Origin of the sequence: Massilia glaciei, from assembly GCF_003011895.2 — a bacterium.
Classification (GTDB): Bacteria; Pseudomonadota; Gammaproteobacteria; order Burkholderiales; family Burkholderiaceae_D; genus Telluria_A; species Telluria_A glaciei.
Window position 1 is genome coordinate 63,738 of sequence record NZ_PXWF02000346.1, and the last position, 18,880, is coordinate 82,617.

Sequence of the window (18,880 nt, forward strand, 5' to 3'; positions counted from 1 at the left end):
GTCGGACTTAAAGAATCGAAGCGAAAATTCGGCTGAGCGAGGACAGATTTCGACGATTTTGAAGGTCAATAGTTATTCTATTGACCAAAAAAGCGGCGAAATATGGACCGCTCAGGCGGATTTGCAGCCGATTTCCTTTAAGTCCGACAGGCTGCTACAACACCGACTTGACGATCATGCCGACGCCGACCGCCGCCGAGACCAGCGCGAAGCCGATCTGGAGCTGGGGGCCGGCCAGCCGCGCCGACAGCATGCGCCCGCCCAGCATGCCGGCCAGCGCGCCGGCGGCGAACGGAAGCGCCACGGGCCACGCCATGCCGCCGCTGGCGGCGCTGGCGGCCACGCCGGTCACCGAGACGAGCGCGATCACCGCCAGCGAGGTCGCCACCACCGAGCGCATGGCCAGGTCGGTGTAGCGCTGCAGCGCCGGCACCATGACAAAGCCGCCGCCCACCCCGAGCAGGCCAGAGAGCAGTCCGGCGACGGTGCCAGAGAGCACCAGCGCGCGCGCGCAGGCGCTGGTCCAGACGAAGCGCCCGCTCCCGCCACGTTGGCAGGGTTGGGGCGCGGGGCCCCCGGCCGCGGGCGGCGGCGCGGGGCGGCGCGGCTGGCGCAGGGTGCGAAACGCCACCAACAGCAGGATCAGCGCGAACAGCACGCTGAGCCAGCGGTTGTCGATCCGGTGCGCCAGCCACAGGCCGAGCGGCGACAACAGCATGCCGGACCCGGCGATCAGCATGGCGGCGCGGTAGCGCACGATGCCCTCGCGCAGGCCGAGCACGGCGCCGAGCGCGGCCGCCATGCCGACCGCCAGCAGGCCGATCGGGCCGGCCTCGGCCACCCCCATGCCGATGCCGAACACCAGCAGCGGCACCGCCAGGATGCCGCCGCCGGCGCCGGTGAGCGCGAGGATGACGCCGACCACCAGTCCCAGTCCGAGCGCGGTCAGCATGGCGGCGCGCCCTTCATGCCGCCCGCCCGCGCGCCGGAAGGCGCTCGAGCAATTCGAAAATGGCCATGCCGGCGACCATGGCCGCGACGAAGATCATCGGCTTGGCGCCACCGGCGGCGAGCGAGGCCAGTGCCGGTCCCGGGCAGTAGCCGGCCAGTCCCCAGCCGGCGCCGAAGGCGACGCTGCCGAGCACCAGCCGGCGGTCGATCTCGGTGGCGCTGGGCAGGCGCATGGGGGCCCCGAGCAGCGACTTGTCGCGCCGCGACGCGAAGCCGAACGCGACCAGCCCGACCAGCACCGCGCCGCCCATGACGAAGCCGAGCGAGGGATCCCAGTTGCCGGCCAGGTCGAGGAAGCCGATGACCTTCGACGGGTCGGTCATGCCCGAGACGATCAGGCCCATGCCGAAGACCAGGCCGACCAGTAGTGCCATGATGATTTGCATGATGTGCTCCTTATTCAATGAGGTGGCGGACGATGAGGACGGTGGCGAAACCGGCCGCCATGAAGGCGCCGGTCGCCACCAGCGAGCGCGGCGACATGCGCGACAGTCCGCAGACGCCGTGGCCGCTGGTGCAGCCGGCGCCGTAGCGGGTGCCGACCCCGACCAGCAGGCCGGCCGCGACCAGCGTCGCGGTGCCGGCCTCGACCCGCACCGCAGGCAGCGGCGCGAACATGCCATAGGCGAGCGGGGCGGCGACCAGGCCGAGCAGGAAGGCGACGCGCCAGGCGCTGTCGCCCCTGGGCCATTGCAGCAGGCCGCCCAGGATGCCGCTGATGCCGGCGATGCGGCCGTTGAACAGCACGAACAGCGCCGCCGCCAACCCGATCAATGCGCCGCCAGCCGCCGAGGCCAAGGGTGTGAAATTTGTCCAGTCAATCGTCATGATGGTGCTCCCTTCGTTTGTTCACAATAAAGTTGGTGCAGCAGCGCGAGAACAGCCATCGCCCCGCCGCTGGCGATGCTGTAGAAAATCTGCCTTCCTTCGCGCCGCGTGCGCACCAGCGCTTCGTCGCGCAGCACGCCGAGCTGCTGGGACAGGGTCGGCTGCCCGATGCCGGTGGCGCCTTCGAGCCCGCCCACGCTGAGCGGGCCCCGCGTGAGCTGGCACAGCAGCAGCAGCCGGTCCGCGTTCGAGAGCGCCTTGAGCAGGGCGCACGCCTGCGCCGCCGCCGCGCGCATCGCGGCCGGGTCGAACGGGACGGGCTCGTTCATGGTGAATCCTCCTTGCGGTTTGTCTGGCATGGGGATACTATACATCACGACAAAATATAATTCAATATAATGTAAATTTATATTTTGGTTGTCGGACGTCCGATTGGCGGGCGCCGGCCCGGACATGGCGCCGCCGCGCGGCATGGCGCGCGGCACCCGAGCGACCGCCCGGCAGTCGCGGGGCGGAACAAACAACATCAACCGGAGTAAAGAAATGACAACTAAATATGGCTTTGGCAAAACCGTGGCGTGCGCCTTCGACGAGGCGGTCGAACGCGTGACGGCCGCCCTGCAGACAGAGGGATTCGGCATCCTTAGCGACATCGACGTCGCCGCCACCCTCAAGAAGAAGCTCGGCGCCGACATGCCGGCGTACCGGATACTGGGCGCCTGCAACCCGGCGCTGGCGCAGCGGGCGATCGAGGCCGAGCCATCGATCGGCCTGCTTTTGCCGTGCAACGTGCTGGTGCGGCAGATCGCCGGTGGCGCGGTGAGCGTCGAATTCATGGATACCGACGCGGTGCTTCGGCTGGTCGACAAGCCCGCCATCGCCGCGCTCGCGGGGGAGGTGCGCCAGAAGCTCGAACGTGTGATGGACGCGCTGTGACGCGCCGGCGGCACGGGCCGGCCGGCCCGGCCATCGACGCTTCGCGTCCACCACGTTCGCGTCCACCACGCGCCATCGCGCCCCACCGGAGCAGCACATGAACATGAAACTTCGATTGATCACCGGCGCCCTCGCGCTGGGCGTGGCGTGCGGCGCGGCCGCCGGCGGCGCGCCCGCGCCCGTGTCCGCGCCCGTGTCCGCGCCGTTCGCCGTGCCCGCCGAGTCGAGCATCCCGCCGGGCCCGCAGGGGCTGGCAATCCGGGAGGGCAAAAAGCTGCTGACCCAGACCCGGCTGCACCTGCCCAGGAATGTCGGCAACGGACTCAATTGCAGCAGTTGCCACCTCGCCGGGGGAACCACGCCCAAGGCCTCGCCCTGGGTTGGCATCTGGGGCGTGTTCCCCGAATTTCGCTCGCGCAGCGGAAAGGTCATTTCCCTGACGCAGAGGGTCAACGACTGCTTCGAACGGTCGATGAATGGCAAGCCGCTTGCCTACGACTCGGCCGAAATGAACCACATCCTGGCCTACATGCAATGGCTGTCGACGGGCGTGCCGACCGGAACAAGCGTGAAAGGGCGGGGATTCGGTCCGCTCGACCAGAAGCTCAAACCCGATTTGGCGCGCGGCAAGGTCGTGTATTCGGCCAAGTGCGCCAGCTGCCACGGCGCGGCCGGCGCCGGCATCGCGAACCCGGCCGGCGGCTACCTGTTTCCGCCGGTTGCCGGAAACGATTCGTTCAACGACGGCGCCGGCATGGCGCGCACGTACACGGCGGCCGCCTTCGTCAAGCACAACATGCCGCTCGGCCAGGGCGGCAGCCTGAGCGACCAGGAGGCGCTCGACGTCGCCGAGTATTTCACGCGCCTGCCGCGCCCGGTGTACAAATTCAAGGCCAGGGATTGGCCGAAAGGCGGCAAGCCCAAGGACGCGCGCAGCTGACGCGGCGGTGGCGCGCGTAGGCATGGGGCGCCGGCCCCCGGTCGAGCGCGCCGCCGTCCCGCGCGCATGCCCGAAAACACGCTCAGGCGCCGGCCGGCGCCGGCGTCTTGTCCTTGTACTCGCACAGGTCGGCGATCATGCAGTTCCAGCACAGCGGCTTGCGCGCCACGCAGGTGTAGCGGCCATGCAGGATCAGCCAGTGGTGGGCGTCGTGCAAAAACTCCTTCGGCACGAACTTGAGCAGCTTTTGCTCGACCACGTCGACATTCTTCCCCGGCGCGATTTTCGTGCGGTTCGAGACGCGGAAGATATGCGTGTCGACCGCGATGGTCGGGTCGCCAAACGCCGTGTTCAGCACCACGTTGGCCGTCTTGCGGCCCACGCCCGGCAGCGCCTCGAGCGCCGCGCGATCGTGCGGCACCTGGCCGCCATGCTGCTCCACCAGAATCTGGCAGGTCGCGATCACGTTCTTGGCCTTGGTCGGATACAGCCCGATCGTCTGGATGTGGGTTTTGAGTTCGTCGAGTCCGAGCGCGAGGATTTTTTCGGGCGTGTTCGCCACCGGGTAGAGCTTGCGCGTGGCCTTGTTCACGCCGACGTCGGTCGCCTGCGCCGACAGCAGCACCGCGATCAACAGCTCGAACGGGGTGGTGTATTCGAGCTCCGTCTCGGGCTTGGGGTTGGCCGCGCGGAAGCGCGTGAAAATCTCGATGCGTTTGGCTGCGTTCATTGATTAGTCTTTTGGTTCGGACGGCGCCGCCGCCTTGGCGCGCGCGCGCTCCATGGCGGCCGCGATGATGGCGCGCTTGCGCTCCTTTTCGGCGGCTTCGTCGGGCGTGTTGGTCACGCAGGCGCTGACCTCCTTCATTTTTGCCACCGCCTTGGCCGCCAGCCGCGCGTCGTTCTCGTCGCGTTCGCGCTTGAGGCGCAGTTCGCGCAGGTCGTGCCGCGCGCGCGCGCCGTCGGCCGCCTCCTGCGACCAGGCGGCCCAGCCGCTGCGCTCCTGCGTCACCGGGATCATGGCGATGCAGTCGACCGGGCAGGGCGCCACGCACAGGTCGCAGCCGGTGCACAGGCTCGGCAAAATGGTGTGCATTTGCTTGGCCGCGCCCATGATCGCGTCGACCGGGCAGGCCTGGATGCACAGGGTGCAGCCGATGCAGAGCGACTCGTCGATGAAGGCGACCGGGCGCGCGCGCTCGACCCCGTTGACCGGATTGATCGGGATGACCGCGCGCCCCAACAACTTGGCGAGCCGCGCCACGCCTTCCGCACCGCCGGGCGGGCACTGGTTGATGTCGGCCTCGCCAGCGGCGATCGCCTGCGCGTACGGGCGGCACGCCGGGTAGCCGCATTTGGTGCATTGCGTCTGCGGCAGCAGGTCTTCGATCTGGTCGGCGAGGGTTTTAAGCACGGCGGTGTCGTTGTCTAATGGCAGGAAAAGACATCAGCTGGAAAAGTCATCATTATCCGCCAATTGGCTTCGCGCCGGCGGACGAAAAAAGCCCCGCGGCGTGAGCGGCGGGGATTTCGGGAGCGTGGCGTTTAGGCGTGGCGTTTAGGCGTGGCGTTTAGGCGTGGCGTTTAAGCGTGGCGTTTGATCATCCGTGTTTGCGGATGAACTTGCCGATCTCGGGGCAGATCGTCTCGCGCCAGCGGCGGCCCGAGAAGATGCCGTAGTGGCCCGCGCCGGGTGCGACGAAGTCCTTCTGCATGGCGGCCGGAATGCCCGTGCACAGTTCGTGCGCCGCCTGGGTCTGGCCGGCGCCGGAGATGTCGTCGAGCTCACCTTCGACGGTGAACAGCGCCACGGTCGTGATGTCCTGCGGACGCACCAGCTTGCCGCCGACCTTCCAGGTGCCCTTGGGCAGGCTGAAGTCCTGGAACACGGTCTTGATGGTGTCGAGGTAGTACTCTGCCGGCATGTCGAGCACCGCGTTGTACTCGTTGTAGAACTGGCGGTGGCCTTCCGCCGGTTCGTCGTCGCCGGCCACGAGGTGCTTGTAGAACTCGCGGTGGCTTTGCGCGTGGCGTCCCGGGTTCATCGCGATGAAGCCGGCGTGCTGCAAAAAGCCCGGATAGACGCGTCGTCCGACGCCGGCGAAATTGCTCGGCACCGAGTAGATGACGGTGTTCTCGAACCACGAGAACGGCTTTTCGATCGCCAGGTCGTTGACCGCCGTCGGCGATTTGCGCGGGTCGATCGGGCCGCCCATCATGATCATGGTCTTGGGCAGCTTGCTGTCCTTTTCCGTGGCCATGAGCGAGATCGCCGCCAGCACCGGCACCGTCGGCTGGCACACGGAGATCACGTGCAGGTCGGGCGCGAGCAGGCGGATGAAATCCTGCACGTAGTAGATGTAGTCGTCGAGGTGGAACGGGCCGGCCGACAGCGGCACCATGCGCGCGTCGATCCAGTCGGTGATGTAGACGTCGTGCGAGGTCAGCAGGGCGCGCACGGTGTCGCGCAGCAGCGTCGAGTGGTGGCCCGACAGCGGCGCCACGATCAGCACCTTCGGATGGTCCAGCGCCTTGATCTGCTTGTCGCTGAGGTCCTTCTTGAAATGCAGCAGGTGGCAGAAGGCGCGCGACTCGACCGTGAGCTCGAGCACGCCGACGGTCTCGCCGTCGACCAGGGTCGAGTCGATGCCGAAGGCCGGTTTTTGGTAGTCTTTGCCAAGGCGGTACATCAGTTCGTAGCCGGCGGCGATGCGTTGCGCGAACGGGGTGTGCGCGAACGGCGACACCGGGTTCGAAAATAGTTTGGACGACGCGTCCGCCCACTGCATCAGCGGGGTCATGAACGATCGTTGCATTTCGTGCAAGTGATATAGCATAAATTTTCCTTCGTGAAGACCGACGCGTGACGTCGTTTTGCGCAAAGCGCCGTCGCCAATTATAGGCTAATTGCTGGATCTCACTGCAATTTTGGGTGCTCTCCAGAAATTGTAGAAAATTGTAAGCAATACGTAAGCAAATGGGGTGGACGGTGGGCGTGCACGCAAACGCGATCCGCTTGAAGCAGTTTTAACACAAACTACCGGCCGCCGTTGATGGCCCACTTCACATAAAACGACAAATGCCCCGACTGGCGGGGCATCTGTGGCGCGGGAGTTACTGAACGGTTCAGCAGCGTCAGTGCGGCCCAGGAGCCTGCCGGACTTAGGATCGTCGGCTGCAAAAAGCGCTGGGCGGTCAATATTTCGCCGCTTTCTCGGCCAATAGCTCGCTATTGGCACTGCGAAATCGTCAAAATCTGTCCTCGTCCAGCACTTTTTTCGCTTCGACTCCCTAAGTCCGCAGCCTCCTAGTCGAAGACGGGGCTTTCGACGCCGAGGATCTTGTGCAGTTTGGGCGAGGTCGTGGTGTACTGCATGTGGATTTTTTTATCCGGGAAGATGTAGGGCGCCGCGCCGAAGGCGGCCAGCGCCGCCTCGTGGAAGCCCGACAGGATCAGCTTCTTCTTGCCGGGGTAGGTGTTGATGTCGCCCACGGCGAAGATGCCCGGCACGTTGGTCTCGAATTTTTCGGTGTTGACGACCTTGAGCTGGCGGCGCTCGATGTCGAGGCCCCATTCGGCGATCGGGCCCAGTTTTGGCGACAGGCCGAAGAACACGAGCAGCATGTCGAGCGGCACGCGGCGCGTGACGCCGTCGGCGCCGGTGACCTTGACCTCGGTCAGCTGGCCGTCTCTCTCGTCGAAGCCGGTGACTTGGCCGATGATCAGTTGCATCTCGTAGGCCTCGCACAGGGCCTTCATCTTGGCCACCGAGGCGGGCGCGGCGCGGAAGTCCTCGCGGCGGTGCAGCAGCACCACGGACTCGGCCTTGCCGACGAAGTTCAGGGCCCAGTCGAGGGCCGAATCGCCGCCGCCGCAGATGATGATGTTCTTGCCGGTGAAGATGGCCGGGTCCTTGACGCGGTAGTGCAGCTGCGAGCCGTCGAAGCGCTCGATGCCGTCGACCTTGATGGTGCGCGCCTGGAACGAGCCGACGCCGGCGGCGATGAAGATGGTCTTGGTGACGAGGCGCGTGCCGGTCGAGGTCTCGACGTTGAAGCGGTTGTCCTCGCGCCGCTGCACCAGCGTGACCTCCTGGCTCAGGTGGAAGGTCGGCTCGAACGGCTCGATCTGCTTGAGCAGGTTGTCGGTGAGCTCCTGGCCGGTGCACACGGGCACGGCCGGGATGTCGTAGATCGGTTTGTCGGGATACAGCTCCACGCACTGGCCGCCCACGGCCGGCAGCGAGTCGATCACGTGGGCTTTGATTTCAAGAAGTCCCAGCTCGAAGACCTGGAACAGACCGACCGGGCCGGCGCCGATGATGACGGCGTCGGTGTCGATGGCGCCGGCGAAGGCGCTGTTGGCGGCGGGGGTGCCGGCTTCTTGGGTGGGGCTGATTGTCATGCTGTTACTTCCTGTCGAGTTCGATTGGTGCGGCGGTGCGGCGTGCTTAGCGGATCAACTTGTCGATCTTGTGCTTGACGTCTTTCCATTCCTCGGCGTCGGGCAGCGGCGCCTTGGTCTTGGTGATCGACGGCCAGGTGCGGGCCAGATCGATGTTGATCTTGATGAACTGCTGCTGGTCGGCCGGCACGTCTTCTTCGGCGAAGATGGCGTTGACCGGGCATTCGGCCACGCAGACGGCGCAGTCGATGCACTCGTCCGGATCGATCGTCAGGAAGTTGGGGCCTTCCCGGAAACAATCGACCGGGCATACATCAACGCAATCGGTGTAACGACAGCTGATGCACGATTCGGTGACTACGTGGGTCATAACAGTCCTATCAATGAAGGGGGGTGCTGCGGCGACAAACGGGGAAAACACGGCGCGCCAGCGCTAGCAAAGCACTGTATTTTAAGGCAATTCGGTTTTTCCTACAAATCAGGCTTAGACACAATATACATAAGCAAATGCGGGCCGCGGCCGCCGGCTTGCCGGTCGGGCAGGCTTGGCCGGCGCCGACGGCGGCGCCGTCAGCCGACATTTTGCCTTACTTTACGGCAATGCGTGTGGTTCAGGCGGTATTGCGCAGGCGCTCGATGAGTGATTGCCAGGGGGCGGCGGCGGCGCTGCCGTCCTCGGTGAAGACGACGGTGCGGCGGGCGTCACCGTCGCACACGGTGACCTCCCAGCGCGGGATGTCGGCGCCGATGGCGGGCGGGGGCGCCTCGCCGAAGTCTAGCGAGTGCAGCAGGTCCTCGAGGTCGCGCCCGGCCGCGTGGGCGGCGGTGTCGATGTCGAACAATTCGTACTGGCCGCTGAAGCCGCCGCCGCCTTTAGCCGAGATGTGCATGGTGTTCCTTGGATTGGGTCCGGTGAAAGTGTAGCGAAACGCGGGCGCCGGCGGCGCCGGCGACGGCCGGGCGCCAATCCCGCCGGCCCAAAAACGTCCTCCGGCAGAAATCTTCCGCAATCGGGGTCAGACCCGGGGTCAGACCCCGATTGCGGAATCTTTCGCCGATGGGGCAGGCCCCAATTAGGAAATCCGGCGCAATTTGGGCGGTCCGGCCCTTCGCGGCGCCTGCTTTGGCGATTGTTCGCGGGCGGCACGCTCAGCCGGCCAGGCGCGCCGCTTCCGGCGGCGGCAGTTCGTCGCTGATGGGCGGCGGCAGCAGGCGCGTGTCGGGCTCGGCCGGGACCGCTTCGGCGCCCAGCCGGTTGTGCTCGGCGCACCAGCGCGCCAGCGCCTCGAGCTCGCCGTCGAGCACCCCCTCGACGTTGTAGTACTCGGCCAGGTTCATCGTGCCGCAGCAGGCGCGCCGGTCCTGCACCGTCCCCGGCGCGTCCCGCACCGCCGGCGCCAGCGGCACCCCGGCCTGGTGGTCCTCGCCCGGCGCCTGCCCCGACAGCACCACCTCGCGCAGCGCGAAACGGTTGCGGATGAAGTTGCGGTACTCGACCGGCTTGCCGTCGGCCTCGGCCAGCCGCAGCATTTCGTTGACCACGTCGACGAAGGTCGCCGCGCGGTCCGGCGCGCCGATCAGGGAGCGCAGCAGCAGGCCGCGCAGGTAGTCGCCCACCGCGTGCAGCACCGCCGCGTCGTCGCGCTGGTCGGGCTTGCGCTCGTGGCTGAACAGGTCGGCCAGGATGTCGTACATGGCGCCCGTGAACACCTGCGAGATCGCGTGCACCTGGTCGCCCGCCTCGCTCATCGTGATGTCGTTGTCGGCGTTGCGCAATCCGTTCGAGCGCCCCAGCGCCAGCCCGAATTGCTCGGCGATGTCGGCCAGGAAGGTCTTGTCGTGCAGGCGCGCCTTGGTCTGCGCGATCACCGCCTCGCACTGGTCGAGCTGCGACAGCGCCAGGAAGATCGCGGTCAGGTCGCCGAAGGCCTCGTGCAGGCCGCCCGTCTGCGGCGGGTTGTCGGCCAGCAGCCACTCCGGCTTCAAGCCGTCGAGCACGGCGTGCCCTGTCTCGTGCGCGACGATGTCGAACGAGCGGCAGGTGAACACCCGTTCGGACGAACCGCTCGGCACGAAGTCGCCGAACTTGAGGCAGCACTGGCTGCGGCTGTAGAACGCGTTCATCACGTTCGGCAGGCCGTACGGGAACACCTGCAGCGGTTCGGTGTCGATGCTGCTGTTCCATTGCCAAGGCAGCGGCGAGGCGTGGTCGCTCTCGGCCAGCGCGCGCTGGTACATGGTCAGCGTCTGGCGCACCACCGCGAAGGTGTGCACGGCGTCGAACTGGGGGCTGTCGGGCGCGGCGATGAAGTCGCCGAAGGCGTTCGGGCTGACCGCCGCGATGCCCGGCTCGCCGTGCACGATGCGCGCGTCGCGCGGTCCCTCGAGCACGATGCCGGGCAGGAAGGCCTTGCGCGTGCCGACGTCGGTCACCGAGGGGTCCTGCTTCCACATCAGGACCCGCGCGCCGAAGGCGAACGGCAGCGGCACCGGCACAACCGCCGGCTGGCCCGGGCCTGCGGCGCGCGGCTTGCCCGGCTCGAGCGTCAGTTCGGCCACCTTGCGGTGGCGGCGGTACGGCGCGCTCGGGGTGGGCACAAAGCTGATCGGCGGCTGCTCGCGTTCGGGCAGCAGACCGGTGGTGGTGACGCTGATGCTTTTTTCCATGCTCTTTTCCATGATCTCGGCTCCCATGTTGCGGCCCGGCACGCGGTCCTGATGAGAAATGATGATCCTACAGGCAACACATGCCTTTGATTTCGATCAACCTAGGGGGAGGAGGGCGCGCCGTTCGCGTGTCTCTGGCAAAGCGCGCGTGCAACTGGCATGATGGCGCTTTACACAAGAATAATTACGGAAGGATCGCCTCATGGCCGACATCAGCATCGTGCACGAACACCACCTGACGCCGAAGAAAGCGCGCGAAGCGGCGCAAAAAGTGGCCGACAAGATCGCCGAGGAATTCGACATGGCATGCGAGTGGGACGGCGACGTGCTCCATTTCGAGCGCAGCGGCGTGCAGGGCTCGATGAAGCTCGAGAAGAAGCGGGTAGAGACCTACATCAAGCTCGGTTTCCTGATGAGCGCGTTCGCGCCGACCATCGAGGCGCGCGTGGCCGAGAACATGGCGTTGGTGTTCGGCCCGGCCTGACGAACGCGCAAAAAAAGCCGGCCGGGCTTTCAGGCCGGGCCGGCTGCTCCGCGCCGCGATCGCGGCGGGCGGCTTTGAATTACTTGATTACTTGATTACTTGAGTTCTTCGATCAGGTCGATGTATTGCTGCTTCGCCTCGTCGGCCGAGGTGCCCTTCAGGGCGGCCCAGGCGTCGAACTTGGCGCGCCCGACCATGTCGGTGAAGCCGGGGCGCGAGCCGGTCGCGTCGCCGCTCGAGGCTTGCTTGTACAGCGCGTAAATCTTCAGCAGCGTCATGTTGTCCGGGCGTTCCGCCAGGCTCTTGGAATCGGCCTGGGCCTGGTCGAACTGTTCTTGTAAGCTCATGAAATCTCCTTTGGTGGCTGAAAAATGTTGCTGTGATATTGCCCGTAGAGTAATGTCACTAGAATCTTATCGCATGATATGCAAGATTGCGCGACATAATAGAAAAAACACCAAACTTTAGAGGAGTTGCTCGATGCTGTCCAAAGCGCTTTCCGCTTTTAGCCGCAAGAAAATGTCCACGGTCGACACGGCCTGGCTCCGGATGGACTCCGACGGCAACCTGATGATGATCGTGGGCGTGTCCATGCTCAGCAAACCGGTCAGCCCGGACGAGCTCAAGCACGCCTTGCAGTCGCGCTTCATGGTCTACAGTCGCTTCCGCAGCCGCGTCGTGAGCGACGTCTCGGGCAGCTGGTGGCAGGAGCAGGAGGTCGACCTCGACGACCATGTGATCCACACCGCGCTGGCCGACCCGGCCAAAAACAAGAGCAACAAGCCGGCCCTGCAGCATCTGGTGGGCAAGCTGTCGCAGCAGCGGCTCGACCCCGACAAACCCCTGTGGCAGATGCACCTGGTCGACAATTGCGTGGGCGAGGACGGCAAGCTGCGCCAGGCGCTGATCATCCGCATCCACCATTGCATCGCAGACGGCGTGGCGCTGGTGGGCGTGTTCATGTCGATGTTCGACACGCGCCCCGACGCCCCCGACCACCAGCCGACCGCGCGCGCCGCGGCCGCCGCCGAGGAGAGTCCGTGGGAGCAGATCATGCTGCCGGTCACGGCGGCCAGCCTGAAGGCGATCGACCTGTCCTCGACCATGTTCATGAAGTCGCTCGGCGTGCTGGGCGAACTCGACAAAATTCCGGCGCAGCTGACCAACCTGGCCGACACCGCCGGCCAGCTCGCCATCGACGCGGTCAAGCTGACCACGATGGAGGAGGACAGCCCGACCCGCCTCAAGGGCAAGCCGAACGGCAAAAAACACGTGTCGTGGAGCGAGCCGCTGCCGCTGTCCGAGGTCAAGGCGATCGGCAAGGCCTTCGGCTGCTCGATCAACGACGTGCTCATGGCCAGCGTGGCCGGGGCGCTGCGCTCCTACCTGCGCGTTAAGGGCGACGCCGTGGCGCACGACTGCGACGTGCGCGTGATGGTGCCGGTCAACCTGCGCAAGGCGAGCCGCCAGCAAAAGCTCGGCAACGCGTTCGGGCTGGTGCCGCTGGTGCTGCCGGTCGGGCTCGAGGACCCGGTGGCGCGCCTGTACGAGGTGCGCCACCGCATGAACGAGCTCAAGGGCAGTTACACGGCGCTGGTGGCGATGTCGGTGCTCGGCGTGCTGGGCGCCACGCCCAAGCAGGTCCAGACCGAGATCCAGAATTATTTCGCGCGCAAGGCGACCGCCGTGATGAGCAATGTGCCGGGGCCGCAGACGCCGCTGTTCATCGCCGGCAGCCAGCTCGACCAGTGCATGTTCTGGGTGCCGCAGTCGGGCGACATCGGCATCGGCGTGTCGATCCTGAGCTACAACGGCGGCGTGCAGTTCGGCATCGTCACCGACGACGCGCTGGTGCAGGACCCCGACAACATCATCAAGCGCTTCGCGCCCGAGTTCGAGAAACTGGTCATGATGGCGCTGATGGGCGACTGGGAATAGGGGAGGCTGGAGCAGGGGGAGTCTGGAGCGGGGGTGTCTGGCGCGGGGGTGTGGAGCGGGCGAGTGTGGAGCCTGGCGGTCTGGAACGGGAGGTAAGCCAGCCCGTGCAGTGACGAGGCCGCCGCATGCGCGTGACAGCCGCGCTGGCGGATCAGTCGCCGGCGCCTTGGCGTTGCCGTTCCTCTTGCTCGGCCTTGGCCTTGGCCTTGGCGGCTTTTTCGGCCTCGGTGTCGCCGATGATGGCGTCGCCGACCTTGTAGACGCCCTTGCCGACCAATACGCCGGTCTTGACGGCGACCTTGGCCGCCGTCACGCCGACCCCGACCACGGCGCCGCCGACGGCCAGCGCCATGCAGCCGCCGAGCGCCGGCAGCAGCAGCGCCAGCGCGAGCAGGCCGGTGCTGGCCGGCCGCATGCTTACACCGCCAGCAGCTCGACGTCGAAGATAAGCGTCGCGTTCGGCGGGATCACGCCGCCGGCGCCGCGCGCGCCATAGCCGAGCGCTGCCGGGATGGTCAGGCGCCGCGCGCCGCCGACCTTCATGCCCTGCACGCCCTCGTCCCAGCCGCGGATGACCTGGCCGGCGCCGAGCGAAAACTGGAACGGATCGCCGCGGTCTTTGCTCGAGTCGAACTTGTTGCCGGCGGTGCCGTCGTCGTTGCGCAGCCAGCCCGTGTAGTGGACGCTGACGTGCTGGCCGGCGGTGGCCACGGCGCCTTCGCCGACGGTCGTGTCTTCGTATTGGAGGCCGGAATCGGTGGTGATGATGGACATGGTTTTCCTTGTTGATTGCAGAGTGATCGGGAATTGTAGTGCATGACCGGCCAAAGCGCCATCGCGCGCCGGGCCGTGTTTTGGCGGGGCCGCAAACCGGTCTCTGGCTTTACACGTAGAATATGCCTTCCGCCGAACCGCGCGCGCCCTCACCGCACCCACGCCCAACGATGACCACCATGCCAGATCCAAGCCGAGCCCAGGGACGTCCCATGCACGCCGTCGCGACCGCCTACGGGCGCGCGCTGCGCTCGCAGTTCAACGGCAAGATACTGTTGATGTCGGTCGTCCCGACCCTGCTGTCGGTCGCGCTGTGGGGCGCCCTGCTGTTTTTCGGCTGGGAGCCGCTGCTCGACGCGCTGCAGCGCATGTTCACCGACTACGGCTGGTTCCGGCACACCGGCCCGCTGCTGGCCGGCTTCGGGCTGGGCGCGCTCAAGACCGTGATCGTGCTGGTGGTCGCGGCGCTGCTGCTGTTGCCGCTGCTGATACTGACCTCGCTCGTGTTCATGGGGGTCGTCGCGATGCCGGCGATCAGCCGCCACGTCAGCGCGCGCCAGTTCCCCTCGCTCGAAAAAAAGCACGGCGGCAACCTGCTCGGCAGCCTGGCGGCGAGCGTCACCGGTTTCCTCGTGTTCGCCGCGGTGTGGCTGCTCAGCCTGCCGTTGTACGTGCTGTTCCCGCTGGCGCTGCTGGTGCAGATCGGCCTGTGGGGCTGGCTGACCGCGCGCGTGATGGGCTACGACGCCCTGGCCGAGCACGCCACCGGCGACGAGCGCGCCATCATCGTGCGCGAGCACCGCTGGCCGCTGCTGGTGATCGGCATGGTCTCGGGCCTGGCCGGCGCGGTGCCCGGCGTGGTCTGGGTCAGCCTGGTGTGGGCGGCGTTGCTGTTTCCCGTGCTGGCGGCCGTTTCGCTGTGGTTGTACGTGCTTATCTTCATTTTCACCGGACTTTGGTATCAATACTATTGCTTGCAGGCGCTCGCGGACCTGCGCGCTCGCGCCGCCGGCAACAATGTGGCGCTGGCCTAGCCGGCCTAGCTGTCCCGGTGCGCAACGCGAGGCGCGAGGACGGCGTTGTTTTTTTGCGAAAAAGAATGTGTCAGGTTAAATTTTATTGAACGCCGGTCGTGCCGGCCCGCCCGATGTGGTGGAATGGTGCACTGCGTTCGCCGGGATCCGGAGTGAGATTTCGGTGAGATTTACCTAACTTTTTTATTGACCTCATTCACTCGGATAAACCAGATGCAAGATGGCAACGGTTGATGCGGGGGATTGCAGGTACAACTGATTCACACCGATTGAGCCATCATGGAAAGTAATCGCCGGTTTCGACGGCCCCGTATCGTAGTGCGCACCCTGCGCAAGTTGCGCGTGCGTCTGGCCGCGATGGGCATGCCGCGCCCCAAGCGCGCCGCGCCCCCCAAGCCGCATCTGACGCTGGTGGGCGGCGAGGGCCAGGCCGGTGGCAACCCGAATCCGGCCGAACCGAACCCGGCCGCCCCCGGCGCCGACGCGCCACGCGCGGTTCCCGAGGCGGACTTCGAGGTCTTGCCCGCTGCCGGCCACAAGCTCATGACGGTCGCGTCCGCCACCCATGCCGCCGGCAGCGCCGGCCCCGCCCAGATCGAGGATTTCGAACGGGCCGCGCTCGCGGCCGAGCGGCAGGACGCGCAACGGGAAGCGCAACAGGACGCGCAACAGGAGGCGCAACAGGAAGCACAACAGGACGCACAACAAGACGCGCAGCGGCGCGAGCGGGCCGGCGACCCCGCGCAAGCCGACCCCGGCCCGCCGCCCGCGGGCGTGCCGCCGCGCAAACGGCGCCGGGTCTGGCCGGCCGTGCTGGTGCTGCTGCTCATCTTGGTCGCCGGCTGCGCCTGGTTCACGGCGCTCGAGATGCGCACCTCGGCCATGCAGGCGCGCTACTTCGCCGGCCTCGCCAAAAAAATCAACTACAGCGTCAAGCCGGGCCCGAGCGACTCGATCCGCTTTCCGTCCGACAGCCCCTACGACGAGCGGCTCGGCTACGCGCGCATGCCCGACTACCTCGACCGGCTCAAGGAGCGCGACTACCAGATCGAGGCCCAGGCCCGGCTCTCGCCCAAGATGGCCGAATGGGCCGACATGGGCCTGTTCGCTCCCTACCAGGAGAAAACCAAGGTCGGCCTCGGCATCCTCGACTGCCGCGGGCAGACCCTGTTCAGCTCGCGCTTCCCCGAGCACTACTACGAAAAATTCGAGCTCGCGCCCACGCTGCTGGTCAAGAGCCTGCTGTTCATCGAAAACCGCGAGCTGCTCGACCCGACCTACCCGAAACGCAATCCGGCGGTCGAGTGGGACCGCTTCAGCAAGGCAGTGTTCGACAAGGGCGTGCAGATGATCACCGGCGACGACCGCCGCTCCGCCGGCGGCAGCACGCTGGCGACCCAGATCGAGAAATACCGCCATTCGCCCGACGGGCGCACCAGCTCGCTGAGCGAAAAGCTGCGCCAGATGGCCTCGGCCTCGCTGCGCGCCTACCGGGGCGGCGAGGACACCACGCTGGCGCGGCGCCAGGTGGTGCTCGACTACCTCAACACGGTGCCGCTGTCGGCCAAGCTCGGCTACGGCGAGGTCAACGGCATCGGCGACGGCATGCGGGTCTGGTACGGGCGCGATTTCAACGAGCTCAACGCGCTGCTGACGGCGAAAAAATTCACCCCCGAGGCGGTGCTGGCCTACAAGGAGGCGCTGAGCCTGATGATCGCCCAGCGCCGTCCGGCCCACTACCTCGGCGCCGGCGCCGACGACCTCGAGGCCCTGACCAACAAACTGCTGCCGCTGCTGGCCCAGGACAAGATCATTTCGCCGGCGCTGCGCGACGCCGCCCTCAGGACGCGGCTGCGCCCGGCCGAGGGCGGCGCCAGCGCGGCCCCGGGCGCCAACGCGTTCGTCACGCGCAAGGCCTCGAACGCGGTGCGCACCCACCTGGCCGGCCTGCTCGGCGAACCGCGCCTGTACAACCTCGACCGGCTCGACCTGGCCGTGGTCAGCACGCTCAACGCGCGCGCGCAGTCGGCCGTCACCGACGTGCTGCGCGGCCTGCGCGACACCGGGCAGGCGGGCGCGGCAGGCCTGACCGGCAAGGGAATGCTCGGCAACGGCGACCCGGCCAACGTGGTCTACAGCTTCACCCTGATGGAGCGCGGCCGGAAGGCCAACTACCTGCGGGTGCAGACCGACAACTACGACCAGCCGCTCGACATCAACGAGGGCGCCAAGCTCGACCTGGGCTCGACGGCCAAGCTGCGCACCCTGGTGACCTACCTCGACATCGTGGCCCAGATCCACAAGCGCATGCACGAGCTCGACGCGAAGGCGCTGCGCGCGCTCGTGGTCGACCCCAAGGACCAGCTCTCGCTGTGGGGTGTCAGCTATTTCCTGGCCCTGCCCGACCCGGCCGCGCGCACCCTGCCGGCCATGCTCGAGGCCGCGCTCGAGCGCAAATACTCGGGCAGCCCGTACGAGGGCTTCTTCACGGGCGGCGGCCTGCACACCTTCGGCAACTTCAGCAAGCTCGACGACAAGCGCATCATGTCGGTGCGCCAGGCGCTGCAGCAGTCGACCAACCTGGTGTTCGTGCGCCTGATGCGCGACGTGGTGCGCTACTACATGTTCGACCTGCCGGGCTCGTCGGCGACGCTGCTGGCCAACGCGGACGACCCGCGGCGCTCCGAATACCTGGCGCGCTTCGCCGACAACGAGGGCCTGGCGTTCATGAACCGCTTCTACGCCAAGTACCGGGGCAAATCGACCGCCGAGGTCGAGAAAGCCCTGATGGCGAGCCTGAAGCCGACCCCGATGCGCCTGGCCGCGGTGCACCGGACGATCGCGCCCAAGGCCACGGTGGCCGAGTTCGGCGCCTTCATCAACGACAACCTGGCCTCGGCCAACGAGGTGCCGCCCGAGCGCATCGAACGCATGCACGCGCAGTACGCGCCGCAGACCATGTCGCTGTCGGACCGAGGCTACGTCGCCACCATCCACCCGCTCGAGCTGTGGATGGTCGGCTACCTCAAGGCCCATCCGGGCGCCAAGCTGGCCGAACTGACCGGCGCAAGCGTCAAGGAGCGCCAGGAGGTCTACAGCTGGCTGTTCAACACGCACCGCAAGCACGCCCAGGACCGGCGCATCGCCGGACTGCTCGAGATCGAGGCCTTCCTCAAGATCCACGCGCAGTGGAAGAAGATGGGCTATCCGTTCGACTCGCTGGTGCCGTCGTACGCGACCACGCTCGGGGCCTCGGCCGACCGCCCGTCCTCGCTCGCCGAGATGATGGGCATCATCGTCAACGGCGGCGTGCGCAAGCCGGTCCAGCGGATCGACTCGCTCCACTTCGCCAAGGGCACGCCGTATGAGACGCTGCTTGGCCAATCGAAGGACGCCGCGCACGAACGGGTGCTCGCGCCCGAGGTCGCGCGCGCGCTGGCCGACGCGATCGCCACCGTGGTCTCGGACGGCACCGCCAAGCGCGTCAAGGCCGCCTTCAAGCTGGCCGACGGCTCGCTGGTGGCGGTGGGCGGCAAGACCGGCACCGGCGACCAGCGCTTCGAGGTCTACGGCGCCGGCGGGCGGCTGATCGAATCGCGCTACGTGAACCGCTCGGCGACGTTCGTGTTCAACATCGGCGAACGCTTCTTCGGCAGCATGACCGCGTACGTGCAGGGGCCGCGCTCGGCCGACTACGACTTCACCAGCGCGCTGCCGGTGCAACTGCTGACCCATCTGGCGCCGACGCTGATGCCGATGATCGAGCCGCTGGCCGCCGGCGGCGGCGCCGGCGCCGACCCCGCCTCGTGCCGCCGCTGAGCGCGCGGCCGCCGGCCGCGCCGCTTGTGGTGGCGCCGCTTGTG

20 protein-coding genes are annotated in these 18,880 nt (G+C 66.9%); 6 read left to right on the forward strand and 14 right to left on the reverse strand.

The window, feature by feature from the left end; all coding sequences use genetic code 11:
• Positions 1-154 precede the first annotated feature (154 nt).
• The 4 genes from C7C56_RS27685 to C7C56_RS27700 are packed head-to-tail and all read right to left on the reverse strand — an operon-like array spanning position 155 to position 2,168.
• Positions 155-952 (reverse strand): sulfite exporter TauE/SafE family protein, encoded by a 798-nt coding sequence (locus C7C56_RS27685; protein WP_106760543.1) that lies wholly within the window; start codon positions 950-952, stop codon positions 155-157.
• A gap of 13 nt (positions 953-965) precedes the next feature.
• Positions 966-1,397: a YeeE/YedE family protein gene (locus C7C56_RS27690; protein WP_106760544.1), complete on the reverse strand. Its 432-nt coding sequence runs from the start codon at positions 1,395-1,397 to the stop codon at positions 966-968.
• A 10-nt stretch (positions 1,398-1,407) separates the two neighbouring features.
• The gene (locus C7C56_RS27695; protein WP_106760545.1) at positions 1,408-1,839 is read right to left on the reverse strand and encodes a YeeE/YedE family protein; all 432 of its coding nucleotides are present in this window, start codon (positions 1,837-1,839) and stop codon (positions 1,408-1,410) included.
• Entirely contained in the window at positions 1,836-2,168 is a 333-nt protein-coding gene (locus tag C7C56_RS27700) for an ArsR/SmtB family transcription factor (protein WP_219933249.1), read from the reverse strand. Before C7C56_RS27700 ends, C7C56_RS27695 begins: the two co-directional genes overlap by 4 nt.
• Before the next feature lie 214 nt (positions 2,169-2,382).
• Here C7C56_RS27700 and C7C56_RS27705 point away from each other — a divergent pair, with 214 nt between their 5' ends.
• Together C7C56_RS27705 and C7C56_RS27710 are read left to right on the forward strand one after the other, a co-directional pair.
• On the forward strand, positions 2,383-2,775 hold the full coding sequence (locus tag C7C56_RS27705) for a DUF302 domain-containing protein (RefSeq protein ID WP_106760573.1): 393 nt from the start codon (positions 2,383-2,385) through the stop codon (positions 2,773-2,775).
• Positions 2,776-2,872: 97 nt separating this feature from the next.
• Complete coding sequence (locus tag C7C56_RS27710) at positions 2,873-3,715, forward strand: c-type cytochrome (protein ID WP_106760546.1); 843 nt, start codon at positions 2,873-2,875, stop codon at positions 3,713-3,715.
• Positions 3,716-3,797: 82 nt separating this feature from the next.
• Here the strand turns inward: C7C56_RS27710 and nth are convergent, their stop codons facing one another.
• The 7 genes from nth to C7C56_RS27745 all read right to left on the reverse strand — a co-directional run bounded on the left by nth (position 3,798) and on the right by C7C56_RS27745 (position 10,787).
• On the reverse strand, positions 3,798-4,445 hold the full coding sequence (nth, locus tag C7C56_RS27715) for an endonuclease III (RefSeq protein ID WP_106760547.1): 648 nt from the start codon (positions 4,443-4,445) through the stop codon (positions 3,798-3,800).
• A gap of 3 nt (positions 4,446-4,448) precedes the next feature.
• Entirely contained in the window at positions 4,449-5,129 is a 681-nt protein-coding gene (gene rsxB / locus C7C56_RS27720) for an electron transport complex subunit RsxB (protein ID WP_106760548.1), read from the reverse strand.
• A 187-nt stretch (positions 5,130-5,316) separates the two neighbouring features.
• Entirely contained in the window at positions 5,317-6,552 is a 1,236-nt protein-coding gene (locus C7C56_RS27725) for a polyhydroxyalkanoate depolymerase (RefSeq protein ID WP_106760549.1), read from the reverse strand.
• A gap of 470 nt (positions 6,553-7,022) precedes the next feature.
• Positions 7,023-8,120, reverse strand: coding sequence for an NAD(P)/FAD-dependent oxidoreductase (locus C7C56_RS27730; RefSeq protein WP_106760550.1), 1,098 nt, complete (start codon positions 8,118-8,120; stop codon positions 7,023-7,025).
• A gap of 46 nt (positions 8,121-8,166) precedes the next feature.
• Positions 8,167-8,490 (reverse strand): ferredoxin FdxA, encoded by a 324-nt coding sequence (gene fdxA / locus C7C56_RS27735; RefSeq protein ID WP_106760551.1) that lies wholly within the window; start codon positions 8,488-8,490, stop codon positions 8,167-8,169.
• A gap of 241 nt (positions 8,491-8,731) precedes the next feature.
• A complete protein-coding gene (locus C7C56_RS27740) occupies positions 8,732-9,010 on the reverse strand; it encodes a hypothetical protein (RefSeq protein WP_106760552.1) in 279 nt (92 codons plus the stop codon).
• Between the two features lie 259 nt (positions 9,011-9,269).
• Positions 9,270-10,787 carry a gluzincin family metallopeptidase gene (locus tag C7C56_RS27745; RefSeq protein WP_229459046.1) on the reverse strand — a complete coding sequence of 506 codons (1,518 nt, stop codon included), beginning with the start codon at positions 10,785-10,787 and terminating at the stop codon, positions 9,270-9,272.
• A gap of 202 nt (positions 10,788-10,989) precedes the next feature.
• On the opposite strand from C7C56_RS27745, the gene C7C56_RS27750 reads away from it, so the two are divergent.
• On the forward strand, positions 10,990-11,271 hold the full coding sequence (locus C7C56_RS27750) for a polyhydroxyalkanoic acid system family protein (protein WP_106760553.1): 282 nt from the start codon (positions 10,990-10,992) through the stop codon (positions 11,269-11,271).
• A 95-nt stretch (positions 11,272-11,366) separates the two neighbouring features.
• On the opposite strand, the gene C7C56_RS27755 is transcribed toward C7C56_RS27750, so the two are convergent.
• Positions 11,367-11,618, reverse strand: coding sequence for an acyl-CoA-binding protein (locus tag C7C56_RS27755; RefSeq protein WP_106760554.1), 252 nt, complete (start codon positions 11,616-11,618; stop codon positions 11,367-11,369).
• Between the two features lie 133 nt (positions 11,619-11,751).
• On the opposite strand from C7C56_RS27755, the gene C7C56_RS27760 reads away from it, so the two are divergent.
• Positions 11,752-13,209 carry a wax ester/triacylglycerol synthase family O-acyltransferase gene (locus C7C56_RS27760; RefSeq protein ID WP_229459047.1) on the forward strand — a complete coding sequence of 486 codons (1,458 nt, stop codon included), beginning with the start codon at positions 11,752-11,754 and terminating at the stop codon, positions 13,207-13,209.
• A gap of 151 nt (positions 13,210-13,360) precedes the next feature.
• Here the strand turns inward: C7C56_RS27760 and C7C56_RS27765 are convergent, their stop codons facing one another.
• Both C7C56_RS27765 and C7C56_RS27770 read right to left on the reverse strand, forming a co-directional pair.
• Positions 13,361-13,624 (reverse strand): hypothetical protein, encoded by a 264-nt coding sequence (locus C7C56_RS27765; protein ID WP_106760556.1) that lies wholly within the window; start codon positions 13,622-13,624, stop codon positions 13,361-13,363.
• A gap of 2 nt (positions 13,625-13,626) precedes the next feature.
• Positions 13,627-13,983 (reverse strand): FKBP-type peptidyl-prolyl cis-trans isomerase, encoded by a 357-nt coding sequence (locus tag C7C56_RS27770; RefSeq protein ID WP_106760557.1) that lies wholly within the window; start codon positions 13,981-13,983, stop codon positions 13,627-13,629.
• 212 nt (positions 13,984-14,195) lie between these two features.
• Here C7C56_RS27770 and C7C56_RS27775 point away from each other — a divergent pair, with 212 nt between their 5' ends.
• Both C7C56_RS27775 and C7C56_RS27780 read left to right on the forward strand, forming a co-directional pair.
• The gene (locus tag C7C56_RS27775) at positions 14,196-15,017 is read left to right on the forward strand and encodes an EI24 domain-containing protein (RefSeq protein ID WP_106760558.1); all 822 of its coding nucleotides are present in this window, start codon (positions 14,196-14,198) and stop codon (positions 15,015-15,017) included.
• Between the two features lie 279 nt (positions 15,018-15,296).
• On the forward strand, positions 15,297-18,836 hold the full coding sequence (locus C7C56_RS27780) for a transglycosylase domain-containing protein (protein ID WP_229459048.1): 3,540 nt from the start codon (positions 15,297-15,299) through the stop codon (positions 18,834-18,836).
• Positions 18,837-18,880 lie beyond the last annotated feature (44 nt).